The organism is Paenarthrobacter sp. NyZ202 (assembly GCF_049860755.1).
Taxonomy (GTDB): Bacteria; Actinomycetota; Actinomycetes; order Actinomycetales; family Micrococcaceae; genus Arthrobacter.
The window spans coordinates 183969-197750 of record NZ_CP187556.1; the positions used below are offsets into that span (position 1 = coordinate 183969).

Annotated in this window: 12 protein-coding genes; 1 reads left to right on the forward strand and 11 read right to left on the reverse strand. The window is 60.8% G+C overall.

Going from position 1 to position 13782, the window contains the following annotated elements:
• Window positions 1-265: 265 nt before the first annotated feature.
• Window positions 266-1612 carry an aspartate aminotransferase family protein gene (locus tag ACPFL9_RS00910; RefSeq protein WP_426005223.1) on the forward strand — a complete coding sequence of 449 codons (1347 nt, stop codon included), beginning with the start codon at window positions 266-268 and terminating at the stop codon, window positions 1610-1612.
• A gap of 248 nt (window positions 1613-1860) precedes the next feature.
• On the opposite strand, the gene ACPFL9_RS00915 is transcribed toward ACPFL9_RS00910, so the two are convergent.
• From ACPFL9_RS00915 to ACPFL9_RS00965, 11 genes are all read right to left on the reverse strand, one after another.
• On the reverse strand, window positions 1861-2220 hold the full coding sequence (locus tag ACPFL9_RS00915; protein ID WP_426005224.1) for an AsnC family protein: 360 nt from the start codon (window positions 2218-2220) through the stop codon (window positions 1861-1863).
• Between the two features lie 241 nt (window positions 2221-2461).
• Window positions 2462-4819, reverse strand: a complete 2358-nt coding sequence (locus ACPFL9_RS00920; RefSeq protein ID WP_426005225.1) for an FdhF/YdeP family oxidoreductase — start codon at window positions 4817-4819, stop codon at window positions 2462-2464.
• 235 nt (window positions 4820-5054) lie between these two features.
• Window positions 5055-6473 carry an MFS transporter gene (locus tag ACPFL9_RS00925; RefSeq protein WP_426005226.1) on the reverse strand — a complete coding sequence of 473 codons (1419 nt, stop codon included), beginning with the start codon at window positions 6471-6473 and terminating at the stop codon, window positions 5055-5057.
• 56 nt (window positions 6474-6529) lie between these two features.
• The gene (locus ACPFL9_RS00930; protein ID WP_426005227.1) at window positions 6530-8035 is read right to left on the reverse strand and encodes an NAD-dependent succinate-semialdehyde dehydrogenase; all 1506 of its coding nucleotides are present in this window, start codon (window positions 8033-8035) and stop codon (window positions 6530-6532) included.
• A 617-nt stretch (window positions 8036-8652) separates the two neighbouring features.
• Window positions 8653-8811 carry a hypothetical protein gene (locus ACPFL9_RS00935; protein ID WP_426005229.1) on the reverse strand — a complete coding sequence of 53 codons (159 nt, stop codon included), beginning with the start codon at window positions 8809-8811 and terminating at the stop codon, window positions 8653-8655.
• Between the two features lie 53 nt (window positions 8812-8864).
• Window positions 8865-9179, reverse strand: a complete 315-nt coding sequence (locus ACPFL9_RS00940) for a hypothetical protein (RefSeq protein WP_426005230.1) — start codon at window positions 9177-9179, stop codon at window positions 8865-8867.
• A 190-nt stretch (window positions 9180-9369) separates the two neighbouring features.
• Entirely contained in the window at window positions 9370-10506 is a 1137-nt protein-coding gene (locus ACPFL9_RS00945; protein ID WP_426005231.1) for an alpha/beta hydrolase family protein, read from the reverse strand.
• 37 nt (window positions 10507-10543) lie between these two features.
• Entirely contained in the window at window positions 10544-11737 is a 1194-nt protein-coding gene (locus ACPFL9_RS00950; RefSeq protein WP_426005232.1) for an NAD(P)/FAD-dependent oxidoreductase, read from the reverse strand.
• Window positions 11737-11943: a ferredoxin gene (locus tag ACPFL9_RS00955; protein ID WP_426005234.1), complete on the reverse strand. Its 207-nt coding sequence runs from the start codon at window positions 11941-11943 to the stop codon at window positions 11737-11739. Before ACPFL9_RS00955 ends, ACPFL9_RS00950 begins: the two co-directional genes overlap by 1 nt.
• Window positions 11944-11970: 27 nt before the next feature.
• Complete coding sequence (locus ACPFL9_RS00960) at window positions 11971-13173, reverse strand: amidohydrolase family protein (protein WP_426005235.1); 1203 nt, start codon at window positions 13171-13173, stop codon at window positions 11971-11973.
• Window positions 13170-13754: an amino acid synthesis family protein gene (locus tag ACPFL9_RS00965; protein WP_426005237.1), complete on the reverse strand. Its 585-nt coding sequence runs from the start codon at window positions 13752-13754 to the stop codon at window positions 13170-13172. Before ACPFL9_RS00965 ends, ACPFL9_RS00960 begins: the two co-directional genes overlap by 4 nt.
• Window positions 13755-13782 lie beyond the last annotated feature (28 nt).

Here is a 13782-nt window from a genome sequence, read left to right on the forward strand (position 1 = left end):
TGATTTAGTCTCGAATCGAGGAATTCTGCATCCAGGTGCTGCGGTTTAGCCTGCGGGCCAGGCCTCCGGTAGCGAGCGTGACGTGGGTTGCTTCGGCCGAGTCAAGCAGACGGCACGAGCAAGCGAAGCGGGACCTGCCTGCCTGCACGAGCTCCTTGACAAGGTCAATTCTATTTTTGTCGGCAAGGCATAGCCACGTGCTGCCGCAACCGGCCAGGCCGCCTCGACATCCAGGCTGCCCCGTAACGAACCAAGGAGAACAGACATGAGCGCCGTTACACTTGACTCTTCACTGGCGACATTCTCGCGCCGGTTTGAGGTGTCAGCAAAGCTGGCACAGCGGGGACGAGAAGTCATCCCTGGCGGTTACAGCCGCAACTCATTCAATTTTGGTCCGCACGCCATTTATGTCGAGAGCGGAGACGGCGCATACATCTCGACAGTCGAGGGCCACCGACTTCTTGATCTGAACAACAACTTCACGGTGAACGTACTGGGCCACAATCATCCGTCGGTGCAGAGAGTCTTGCGCGAATCCATCGAAACAGGGGTTTCCTTTGGTAACCCTGTGGCCTTGGAGACGGAACTTGCCCAGTTGCTTGTTGATCGGATCCCATCCATTGATCGTGTCCAATTCTCGTGCTCAGCATCTGAATCCTGCATGTCTGCCGTCCGGGTGGCACGGGCATACACAGGCCGGACAAAGATAGCGAAGTTCGAAGGCGGATACCACGGCTTCACGGACCCGCTTCAGGTCTCCTGGCACCCCGACCACGATGGAGACTGCGGTCCCGATGAAGCCCCGAAAGCCATCCCCGACAGCGCAGGCATACCTGCGGAGGACGTTGCCAACGTGGTCGTGTTAACCCAGAACGATCGTGAGGGCACGGAGCAAATCCTGCGGGCTCACGCAAGCGAGCTCGCCTGCGTCATCCTCGAGCTCGAAAGTGCTTCCGGCGGGGTTGTTACCCTTGAGCAGGACTATGTCGAGAGCCTTCGTGAACTGACCTCGGAGCTGGGAATCGTCCTGATCTTCGATGAGACCGTAACCCTTCGTGCCGGCTATCAGGGGATGCAGGGTGACTACGGGGTGTCACCTGACCTCACGGTAATGGGCAAAATCATCGGTGGAGGCTTCCCGCTCGGTGCAGTAGGTGGTTCTGCCGAGATCATGGGCGTCTTGGAGTCAGGTCTCGTTTCCATCTCCGGCACTCACCACGGCCATAAGATCGCCTTGGCCGCCGGAATTTCCACGATGAGGGAGCTTACCCAAGGGGCATTTGACCGGCTCAATGGAATGGCCACGCGCGTGATGGAGGAACTCAACGAATGGAGCAACCAGCGGGGTAGCAGCTTCGCCGTATACGGCAGGGGAATCTCCCACCTCGCTTATGGATTCATGCGTAAACCTGGATTGAGTATTCGGACACATCGCGACTACTGGCGGAACTTCGACGGTACTGGGACACAAATTTGCTCGCTGGAACTTGCTAATCGAGGCTTCTTCCCGGTCGCCCGTGGTGACTTCTCGTTGTCGCTGCCAATGAACGACGACGACATCACGGCCTTTGTTGAAACCACCAAAGAGATAGTCAGCGGCATCGAAAGCTGACGGCCGCAGGGCAGTCAACTGGTTTGAACACTAGCGACGTGGCCTAGAAGCAAGGCTGAAAAGGCAACTTCAGATGATGCAGGTATTGGCCGGTGGATCCAGAAGCCGGTGTCCTTGGCTGTACGTGCGCCCACGCTCCACTAGGTGGTTGGTGGCTAGCAATCGACGTTCCGTGACCGTTTGGCTACATCCAGCAGGGCCACCTGATACCGGGTGTGGATGGGACACCAAGCAATATGGGTGCTGGATTACGCGCTGCCGCCCTCCAGACATACACACGCTGCTAGCCAGGATCCTCTGGCCCCCACTCCCAACGCGGGAAAGAAGACGATATGAAGGGCCGGTGGATCGCCTGTGAGCGCAGGTGTATAAAAGCGACCAGCAAGTTCGAGTAGGGAGGCTTCCGGCCTCCCTGTGCTGCGCCGGGGGAAAGCCTGAACTCGTTTGAAGACTTCCTCTCCAACCCAGGCTGATCCTCGCCGTGCCACGGTGTGCTCCGCTTCTCCCAGCACCGCTGCCATCTTCCGCCAGGGGCACCGCGGATCCAGCCGGAGTGCAGCAACAATCTGCCGTTCCAATAAGTCAAACACCATGTGGACTCCGTTCATCGCCTCCGCTCATATTGCATCACCGCATATGCCTGCCCGTCATCAAGTTCTGCGCCAGGGGCGCCACGCAAGAGATTGTAAAGTTCTGCCGACCCCAACCTGAATAACCTCCGCATGCTTGAATGCACTCCGGCCCGGTAGTTTTAGACTCTTTGAGGAGCAAATATCTCGACATCGGCAAGAGTCAGGCTTCTCTTTACGAAAAGAGATCATCTGTCGGTAACTGCTGCTGCGTCGATGGTTAGCCCGCTGTGGCCGATTCCAGTTCACCAGCCGACTCTGCTGCCGTCACTGCCTCGCCCTTGTGGGGTTCGAAGCGGACGAACATGGCCTTGAAGCCGGGGGTGTTGGATTCGCGGGCAACGTTTTCTTTGTGGACCAAGGCGTTGGCCTCGGGGAAGTAAGCAGCTGCGCAGCCCTTCGCCGTCGGGTAGGCCACCAGTCGGAACTTGTCCGCGCGGCGGTCCACGCCCTGGAACGTGCTGATGACGTCCACCAGCTCGCGGTCCTGGAAACCGGACTCGGCGAGGTCTCCAGGGTGGATGAGGATAACGCGGCGGCCGCCGGAGATGCCGCGATAGCGGTCGTCGAGGCCGTAGTAGGTTGTGTTGTACTGGTCGTGGCTGCGGATGGTCTGGAGGACCAGATGCCCGTCGGGCGGGGTAAGGTACTCCAGCGGGCTGACGGTGAACCGGCCACGGCCGATGTCTGTGGCGAAGGAGCGGGTGTCCCGGGGCGGGTTGGGCAGCACGAACCCGTTTTTCGTCCGGACGCGGGCGTTGAAGTCCTCGAAGCCGGGCAGCACGCGTTCGATGTGGTCCCGGATGACGTCGTAATCCTCGGCCATGCCCCGCCAGTCCACAGAGTGGTCCGGTCCGAAGGTGGCCTCGGCCATCCGGGCCACGATCACGGGCTCGGCGAGCAGGTGCTCGGAGACCGGGGCCAGGCGGCCCTGCGTGGAGTGGACCACGGACATGGAGTCCTCCACGGACAGGAACTGGGCCCCCTTGGGGTGCTTGTCGTCCTTGTCCGTCCGGCCGAGGGTGGGCAGGATCAGCGAGGTGCGGCCGTGGACTATGTGGGAGCGGTTGGGCTTGGTAGAAATGTGCACGGTGAGGCCGATCCGCTGCATTCCGGATTCCAGGGTCTCGGTGTCCGAGCATGCCAGGGAGAAGTTGCCGCCCATGGAGACGAACACGTCCACTTCGTCGCGTTCAAACGCTTCCATGGCTTCGACGGCGTCGTAGCCATGGTGCCGTGGCGAGGTGATGCCGAACTCGGTGTCCAGGGAGGTGAGAAGCCATTCTTTGGGTTTTTCCCAGATGCCCATGGTCCGGTCGCCCTGAACGTTGGAGTGCCCGCGGACGGGGCAGGCGCCGGCGCCGGGCTTGCCGAAGTTGCCTTGTAGCAGCAGAACTTTGACCATTTCCTTGATGGTGTCCACCGAGTGAGGCTGCTGCGTCACGCCCAAGGCCCAGCAGAAGATGGAGGCCTTGGAGGCCACCAGCATTGAAGCGACCTTTTCGATCTGTTCCCTGGTCAGGCCGGTGGCCTTCTCGGTCTCGTCCCAGTTGACGGCGCGGCGGGCCTCCTTGTAGGAGTCGAACCCGTCCGTCTGGGCGGCGATGAAGTCATGGTCGAGGACGGTGCCCGGGTTCTTCTCCTCGGCCTCCAGGAGCAGGTGGCCGAGGGCCTGGAACAGGGCCAGATCGCCGCCGACCTTGATCTGCAGGTACTCGTCGGCGAGCGGGGTGCCGCCTCCGACGACCCCGGAGAGTGTCTGCGGGTCGCGGAAGTTAAACAGGCCGGCTTCAGGCAGCGGGTTGACGGCCACCACTTTGCCGCCCTTGTCTTTGCATTCTTTCAGTGCGGAGAGCATGCGTGGATGGTTGGTGCCAGGGTTCTGCCCCACCACAAAGATGAGTGCGGCGTCATGTATATCGTCCAGGGACACAGTGCCCTTACCGATGCCGATGGTGGGGTTCAGTGCCGAGCCGGAGGACTCGTGGCACATGTTGGAGCAGTCCGGCAGGTTGTTCGTTCCGATGGAGCGGGCGAACAGCTGGTACAGGAATGCGGTCTCGTTGGCCGTGCGTCCGGAGGTGTAGAACACGCACCGGTCCGGGGTGCTCGCCCGGATGCGATCGCCGATCAGGTCAAACGCGTCATTCCAGGAGATCGGCGAGTAGTGCGTCTCGCCATCCCGGATGACCACCGGCTCGGAAAGCCGGCCTTGGTTCCCCAGCCAGTACTCCGTCTTGGTGGCTAGTTCGGCAATGGAGTGCTTGGCCCAGAAGTCCGCCCCCACGGTCCGCAGCGTGTTCTCCTCAGCCACGGCCTTGGCGCCGTTTTCGCAGAACTCGGCTGCCTTGCGCTTCTTGTCCGACTCGGGCCACGCACAGCCCGGGCAGTCGAACCCACCCCGCTGGTTCAGCCGCAGAAGCGACTGGGCAGTACGGGTCACACCCGCCTGGGCAACGGCGCGCTCCAGCGCGACCATCACGGCCTTAACGCCGGCGGCCTCGGTCTTGGGTTTGTGGACTTCGAGATTGTCCTCGTTGATGTCCGTCACGGGGGCGGGCTGTTTTCCGAACTTCACTGTTCCATCTTCCTTACGGGCATGAACTCTTCGATTGGTGGGAAAGGCGCGCCGGGGTTCCCAGCGCGCCTTCATACATGCTCTGATAACCGGACTGGCTACTGTGAAGCGTTGGTCAGCGTTCCCGTTCTGCCGCGATCGTGTGTGGACGCGCCTTTCTTTTCGCGAGTTCGTAGTGCCCGCGAAGTATGGGGTGCGCCATTGCGTTGTGTGCTTGGCGCAGCAGGGTTGCACGTTAAAGGGTGACGGTCCCTTGCAGCTTCTTGGCAGTCCGGTCAGGACGGATGAATGCCAGCCCGAGCAGACCGGAAACCAGAAGAAGTAGTCCGGCAATCAGGAAGGATTGGTTCACTCCCGTGACCATGCGGCCGACCATTTCCGCGGTCTGCACCGTTCCTGCGGGGGCTGCCCGGTATCCGGCGTTTTCCATGAGCCAACCGACCAAGACGGGGGAAACAATGGCACCAATGGATCCTGTAGCACCCAGGACGCTCATGACGATGGGCCGTTGTTTCATGCCGACAATGTAGGCGACCATGGCTGCGCCCATTGGATAAATGATGCTGCACCCGGCCGCAATCGTAAGGAGCACGATTGCCAGCGCTCCCGAAGTTTGGGTCGCAAATACGAAACCTAGACCCCCGGTAACGAGTGTCAGGCTGTAGGGTGCGCCCATCGCCTGACGCACGGTTTTTTCCTTCTTCATGAGCTGGCGGCTGATGATTCCCAAAACCAGCAGGACTGCGGCACCAAAAAGCCAGGGGAAAACCGTGACGATGCCGACCTGCTCGATGGTGAGGCTTGCGGACACTTTCAGGTACTGAGGCAGCCATGTAGTTAAGAAACCCATGGTCCAGAAGTTGGTGAACACTCCGAAAGCCGTGATGAGAAAGGTTCCGCTAAGAAGCGCCTTGAATATCGGAACGTGCTTTTGCTTGTCGAACCAGGAGTATGCGCTGCTTTCGGATGCATCAGGGCTTTTTGTGCTGTCATTTTCGGCTGGGGATGCGGTTCCGGCATTAGGGGCGTACGGTCCATCCTTGCCAAGGACGAGCCAAGCAACCAGCCACAGCAGGCCAAAAATCCCCAAAACACCAAAAGCCCAGCGCCATCCCCAGGCAGCGATAACGAAACCCAGCATCGGGGCGGCAATTACCGGACCGAGAGTTGAGCCGATTGCAACAAGGTTTGACGGAAGGGCGCGACGCGATGCGGGAAACCAAGAGTGAACTGCCGCCAGCGACGTCGGAGTCGCAGGACCTTCAGCACCTCCCAAGACGATGCGGGTGACAAGTAGCGCTGCAGCGCCACCGCCAAACAGCAATGGAAACTGCATTAGCGCCCAGGTCAGTCCAAGCACAAACAGGATCCACTTAACGGAGAACTTGCTGGCTAGAACACCGGTTACAACGGCTATGACCGCGTAAAGGAAGTAAAAGGAGCTACCGACGAACCCAAACTGGGTAGTTGTCATCCCAAGTTCGGCGATGGCTGAGGGCGCTACGAGTCCAAGTACCGCCCTGTCGGCAAAAGCAATGATTTGGAGGACTACCAGCATCCCGGTGATAGTCCACGCCCTCCGGTTCATTTTTCCATTCCGGAGCGCATAAGCCAGGGATCTGGGATCTTCTTGTCCAGTCGTGGTTTGTGCCATGGCCAGGCCTTTCTGTAACGGTGCAGGGCTGCCCGAGGGCGGCTTAGAAGTAATTGTTAGCGGGCGTAAGGGTCGCTGATGCCGATGTACTGGGTGGTGGTGTATTCGGCGATCCCTTCCGATCCACCTTCACGGCCGAGACCGGATTGCTTGACGCCACCAAAAGGTGCTGCGGCGTTGGAGATGACGCCGGCGTTGAACCCGACCATGCCGAATTCGATCTGTTCCGCGACCCTGAGGAGCTTGTTGAAATCTCTGCTGTAGAGGTAAGAGGCGAGTCCGTACTCGGAGGCGTTGGCCAGTTTGATGGCTTCCTGCTCAGTGGTGAAGGTGGTGACGGGCGCGACGGGGCCAAAGATTTCCTGGCTCAGGATCACCGCATTATTGGGCACGTCGGCAAGGACGGTCGGCTGGTAGAAGTAACCTGGCCCGTCCACGGGCGCGCCACCGGTAACGGCTATTGCTCCGGCGTCGACAGCAGCGCTGACGAGATTGTGGACATCGGCGCGGGCACTGGCATCGATCAGTGGGCCGACCTGCGAACCGGGGTCTGTACCGCGCCCAGTAGTGAGGGCGCCCATCGCGGCGGCGAACTTCCGGGTGAATTCCTGCGCAACGGAGACGTGGACGAGGAACCGGTTGGCGGCGGTGCAGGCTTCGCCCATGTTCCTCATCTTCGCCGCCATTGCCCCTTCGACCGCCTTGTCGATGTCGGCATCCTCGAACACGATGAACGGGGCGTTCCCGCCGAGCTCCATCGAGGTGCGGAGGACGTTCTGCGCAGCGTCTGCCATCAGTCGCTTGCCCACCGGGGTGGAGCCGGTAAAAGAGACTTTCCGGAGTCGGGAGTCATTCAGAAGCGGCCTCGAGATCCCTGACGCGGAGGAGGACGGGACAACGTTCAGGACACCTGCTGGCAGGCCGGCTTCCCTCATTGTCTGGGCGAAAAGCTGTGCGGTGAGGGGTGTGAGCTTGGCGGGTTTGAGGACCATGGTGCAGCCGGCGGCGACAGCAGGTGCTACTTTGCGGGTGGCCATCGCGAGGGGGAAGTTCCAGGGGGTGATGAGAAGACAGGGGCCAACGGGTTTGTGCTGGACGAGAATCTTGTTCTTGCCCTCAGGTGTGGTGAGATAGCGGCCGTAGTCGCGGACGGTTTCTTCGGAGAACCAGCGCAGGAACTCGGCGCCGTAGGTTACTTCACCACGGGCTTCGGCCAGGGGTTTGCCCATTTCCAGGGTCATTAGCAGCGCGAAATCTTCGGCTCGTTCGGTGACGAGGTCGAACGCGCGGCGGAGAATCTCGGCCCGCACCCGTGGTGCGGTCTGCGCCCAGAAAGTCTGGGCCGCGTCTGCGGCGTCCAGCGCAGCAATGGCATCCTCACTTGTGGCTGAGGCAAGGGTGGCAAGAACCTCCCCGGTGGCGGGATCGTGCACGTCAAACGTTCCGCCGTCGAACGCGTCCCGCCACTCCCCACCAATCAACAGGCCGGTTGGCACGGAAGCAAGGAGCTTCTGTTCGCGTTCGGATCTTGTGGCAGGGGAGATTACGGTTGAAGTGATCATGTGGGATGTCTCCTCAATAAGTGTGCGGTGCTCGGTCTTATACTTCGGCGCCGCGAGGATGATGTTGCGGTCACAGCTCGTTGGGGGGCGAGGCGATCTGGCGTAGGTGTCGACAAAAGGGGCTACCAACGCCGTGGGCGTTTTGGGGCAGGAGGTCTTTCGGGGCAGAAGTAGGCGTTGGGGGCATCGGATGGGCGCGAACGCAGACCGCTCACAACATCACTAAATCCTTCTCCTGGATCATTCCGTGCCCGATTTCCGGGTGCAAAGCAACGGTGAAGGTTGTAAAGGTGTGCCGTGTTACCAGGATGCCGCAACGAGGCTGGTTCTTACGGAGCAGGCGAGTAGCCTCATCGAGTTGCTGGTCCCGTGAGACGCGGTCCCGGGCAACGACGGTGATCGAAGTTTGTATCGGCATCATTGGCTCCCATACCCAAAAGTTATGTTTGTGCGCATCCGCTGGAGGCGGTGGTTCTGATGGTGAATTCTGATCGGTCCCGGCCTGCCCAGGGTCATCCTCGGAGTCGATCGTTTGTGGAAAAGGTGGTCGCCGCCGTGGAGGTAAACCTTCACGTCTGCCTCAGAGTCCTCTTGGTCTATTTCCTCGGCGAGCCGTTCTAAAAATCGGCCCTGACTGGACCGTTCTGGCGCTTCCGTGACGGCGGCCAGATGACGCCGGTAGTGGGATCAGGATCTTCGTTGAAGATAAAACCCCAGGCTCCTTCGGGCTGAGTGAGCGGACGCATCAGGAAGAGAACTACGGGTTCGGTGTTCATTTCGACTTCCGTACTGGGCACAGCGGCGGGCCCCGGGTGTTGTCGAACTTCTGCTAGTTTGTCGCGGCGGCCCCATTGAAACGTCTTTTGATGCGTGACCCGGCAGGCTCTTCGACCAGCCACACTTGGAGGTCATCATCCTTGTGGACAGCGATACGACCACCTCCGCCGTCAATCCAGATCCAGAAAATCGATCCATCCGGAACCAAGTCATCTACAGTGCCGCGTATGGGCACCTGGCCTTCCCTCCGGACGTAGAGCCGGTCCCCAGGACTAAGACCAGCCCAGTCTTTGGTTTTCAACGGCGGGTATTTGGTGAGGGTGGGCAATATCTCGGCGATTTCGCCCTGGACCAAGAGAGCTTCCACGTAAAGGTCCTTCTTTCTTGAAATCTGTCATTGATTCTCGGCGCTCCGGCCCGGGCGAGTAGTGCACCGTTCCTCATCGCGTACGCAGTTGCAGTTAGTGGTTTCCCCTGCCACCCCGAGGATTCATCGGGATGGCAGGGGAGGCGAGTGCATCCTCGTAAATGAATGCTGAAAGCCAGCCTGGATGCTGTTAGATGCGGTGGAGGAACCAGTCGCTCAGTCGTGCACCCGCTACCGACATGTAGTCGTAGCTGCAGTGCAGCGATCCGGCACCGTCGTAGATGTCCACCGTGACGTCGTCGGAGGTAAGTGCCTCAACGAAGCGGTCGGCGCCCTTGATGTCCATGATGATGTCGGCGGTGCCGTGCATAACGTAGACGGGGATCTTCAGTTTGTCTGCGACGCCGTCCAGGGTGAATTTGGCCAGCTTCTCGCGGGCTTCTGCATCGTCCTTTGAGCCGCTGAGCCACTGGAGCTGCTTCTGCAGGGGCGGGTAGAACTCGTAGAAGTCCGTGAGGATACTCCACGTTCCGCACCAGGCGGCTACTGCTTTCACGCGGGGTTCGAAAGCAGCAGCACGCGGGGCGTAGTAGCCACCGAAGCTCACGCCGGCGAGACCGAACCGGTCGGCGTCGACGTCGCTTCTCTTTTCAAGGAAGTCGAAGATGGCGGCGACGGGTACTTCATAGTCGGGCCTGCTGTACATTTCCTTGAAGCGCAGTGAGCTGCCGCGTCCGGGGGTGTCGACCATGACGACATTCATGCCGCGGGCCGGGAATTCGGTTCCGCCCAGGAAGTAGAGTTCTTCGGCCCAGGAGTCGGCGCCACCAAGGAAGAGGACCGTGGGGCGGGCCTGGCCGGAGTTGTCGGGCCGGACGATGTAGCCCTCCATTTCCTTGCCCTCGAACGGTACGGAGATCCGCTCGATCAGCCCGTCGGACAGCTCCGCAGCCTTCTGGAAGTTTTTGGTGCCCTCGATGTAGGCTTCGGTGCGTCGCTCGTCGAAGGAGTCGAGGAAGAATTCGGAGTGGCGCCAGTAGCTCATGGAGCGGAACAGGGCGCGCCGGGCGGTGGTGATGTCGCCGCGTTCGAGGGCTTCGTAGCCGGTTGCTGCGATGTCTTTTGCTGTTTGGCTCCACTCGCGGTGCCAGGTTTCGCCGTCGGTGGTTTCCCGGCCGATGCGGGCTGCAGTGCGTGCGCATTCAAACAGGTCAGAACCGCCGACTGCGACCTGGGAAAGCAGTCTCATGGTCTGCAGGGACCAGTCTTCGTCCTGGGGGAAAAGTTCGATGAGTGACAGTGCGTCGCTCGTTTTGACGGTGTTCATGTGTGTCTCCTTGTTGGATTCGGGTGGGAAGGAAGATTTAGTTGGCCGGGGCCAGCCGGGTTGCGTCGGTGGCTTCCCAAGGGGTGCGGTTTTGGATCGCGATCTTGTATTTGGCGAGTTGCCGAGGAGCGCAGACGGTGAGTGCGCCGATCAGTAGCCCGTCGCGGCCGAGCGTGGCCACCAGTTTGTCGTCCGACATTTCTTCGATTCGGATGTCGGTGGCACCGGCGGTGCGGCCCACAAAGCGCATCTTTTTGTCATGCTGATCTGTCCAGAAGTACGGCACTGACGCAAACGGGTCCCTCTCACCAAGCAGCGTTGCTGCTGCATGCCGGCCCTGGTCCACTGCGTTCGACCAGTGTTCTATCCGCATTTCCTCGTCAAAGACCGGATTGCGCCAGTTGGCGACGTCTCCGGCGGCGACGATGTTTGGAACCGAAGTCAGCAATTCCGGTGTGCAGGTGACACCGTTGGCAACCTCGACGCCGCTTCCGGCGAGCCACTCAACAGCGGGTGTGGCACCAATGCCTGCTGCTACGACATCAGCGCTGAGTCGTTCACCGTTGTTGAGGGTGACCGTTACGCCGCCGGGGGAGTCCTGCAGGCTTTGCACGGACGACCCGCAGATCAGGCGGACACCGTTGCCTTCGTGAAGTTCCCGGTACCATGAGCCGATCTCGTCGCCGAAGGCCCGTGCCAAGGGCAGCGGGGATCCTTCGATCAAGGTGACGTCCAGTCCGAGCCCTCGGGCCACGGCGGCGACTTCGAGGCCAACGAACCCGCCACCGATCATAACGAGGTGTCTGCCGGGTATGAGTTCGGGACGGAGTTCGAGGGCATCGTCGAGGGTCCGCAGTACGTGCACGCGGGCCTGGGCGGCGACAGAGGGGAAGCGGCGGGCGGCGGAGCCTGTGGCGATGACCAAGCCGTCGTAGGCAAGGTCTGACCCGTCAGTGAGGGCGAGCAGTCCTTTGTCGGCATCTATGCCGCGGGCAGCTGTGTTGAGCCGAAGTTTGATGCCTTGTGCTTCGTACCAGGGGGCGGGGCGCAGCAGGAGCTGCTCGGGAGTCATGCCGTCAAGCAGGAGTTCCTTGGAGAGGGGTGGGCGGTCATAGGGAAGTCCAGATTCGGCCGAGACGAGGGTCAGTTCCCCGTCAAACCCATGCTCGCGGAGCGCCTCGGCTGCGTGCACCCCGGCGAGGGAGCCTCCGACCACGACGATTCGCTGCATCAGATGTCCTCGATGAAGATAGCGTGTGCCGGGCACCCGCGCTTGGCGGCTTCTGCTTGGGTCCGCAAAGCTTCGTCGTGTTCGTCAGAGCCGATCACTACCGCTTTGTTGGTGTCATCATCGATGTCGAAAAGTGCGGGACCTTCAATGAGGCAGTTGGCGTAACCCTGGCAAGCCGGAAGATCCACCGTGATCTTGAATGCCATGTCTTGTCTCCTTTGATGCTCGATTTCTCAGTGGCCTGAGGCTTCGAGGTGCTCGATGCGTGGTGTGACCTCGGCCGCGCGTGCGGCTTGTGGTGTGTTCCGGCTGCGGAGAGTACGGACAACTCCACCGGTGATGACTGCTGAAATGCCTGGGATGTCTCCTACGGACAGCGCGCCGAGGGCATCGTCGCGGGTTGATCCCCAAGGAGCGTCGAGTACCACGAGGTCGGCGGCACGACCGGGGGCGATGAAACCTGCCGGCAGATCCCATACGCGGGCGTTGTTGCCCGTGGCAGCCGCCCATACGAGGGCCGGGTCAACGTCGGAGAGCGATGACAGCTCGGCTACGGTCTTCATTACACCGAGGGGCATGACGCCGGTACCGGTGGGGGTGTCCGAGCCTATGACCACCCGCTCGAACATGCCCCTGTCAGCAGCACGGTTAATAATCCGCACTGCAGAGCGCAGGTTACCAGCCTGCACGAGCTGCAAAGCCATGTCCGTCTCGTCCATGATGAGGTCCACGCCGGCCTCATCTAGTGAGGTTGGCCCACCGTTGACATGGCCACAGACGTGCGGGGCCAAAAGGAGGAGATGCTTTGGGGTGATCGGCTTACTGCCCGGGATGCTCGCGCCTCCGGAGTGGCACATCACGGTGATCCCGTGTTCTTTGGCCCATCGGACCTGGTCCACGCCATCGGCAGGATCCATGTAGCGCCCGAAACCGAATTTTGCCAAGTGAACCCCGGCCTCCTGCAGGTCGGCGAAGTCCTTTTCCTGCAAGGTCGGTTCGAGGACAACGGCGCCGGCGTGGACGGTCATTCCATTGGGGTGGAAGTTGTCGAAGCACTCTTTTGCGGCAATAGCGAGAGCTTTGACTCCAGAGGCGGTGTGGGGCCTGCCGGGTGCGTGGATTTCGCCCGGGGACACCACGCTGGTGATCCCGCCGTGGACGTAGCTTGCGAGGAAGTCCACGGTTTTCTGTCGGGGTGTGTAGTCCCCGAGCACGACGTGGCAATGAGAGTCGATGAGCCCGGGAGCTAGTGTGGTGCCCTGGGCGTCTATGACATGGGACGAGGCGTCAATTTCGGCCAGCAGATCCTGCTTTCGGCCAACAGCGGTGATGATCCCGTCCCTGGTGATGACGGTATCGGCGTCCTTAATGATGGGTGACTGCCAGTCTCCGGAGAGGATAGTGCCTGCTCCGACGACAGCGATCGATCCTGTCACAGCCCCTTCTCCTTCGCCTCTGCGATGGACATGCCGCCAACGCGTGCGTTCAGCCGTCCTCGGTTTGTCACGGCAGCGATGACGACCAGTTCGTCGGGGTGGGGAGCATCCGGCACCCGTACTTCCATGGCGTCGTAGTGCGACCGGACCCAGACTTCGTCCTTGAAAGCCGTTGGCACGTCGATGACGGTACCTGCGGCGGCGGGTTTGGTCACTGATGTGATCCAGGCTGCACCACCGCCGATGGCCTCACGGAAGGCATCTCCGAAAACGGAAGTGAGTGCGGCGTTGATGTGTTCTTGTTCCCCTGCGCTTCCTACGAGGCCTGCTTTGCCGTAGCTTTCAACGGGGGCACCGAGAAGCCCGACCGCTTCTTTGCCCAGCAAAGTGCCGATCTCCTGGGATGCTTCGACCAGGGCTGAGAGGTCCTCGACGAAGCCTTTTCCGGCGTAGGGGTTGGTGATCACGGCGCAGACGGCGACTTTACGTAGCGGGCCGGCGTTGTCGCTTTTTCCGGCGGAGGTACGGATTTCTTCGACCTGGGCGAAGGTCTTGCGGATTTCGATGGGCTTCTCAACCATTTGTGTTCCTCATTCTGGTTTCGGTACA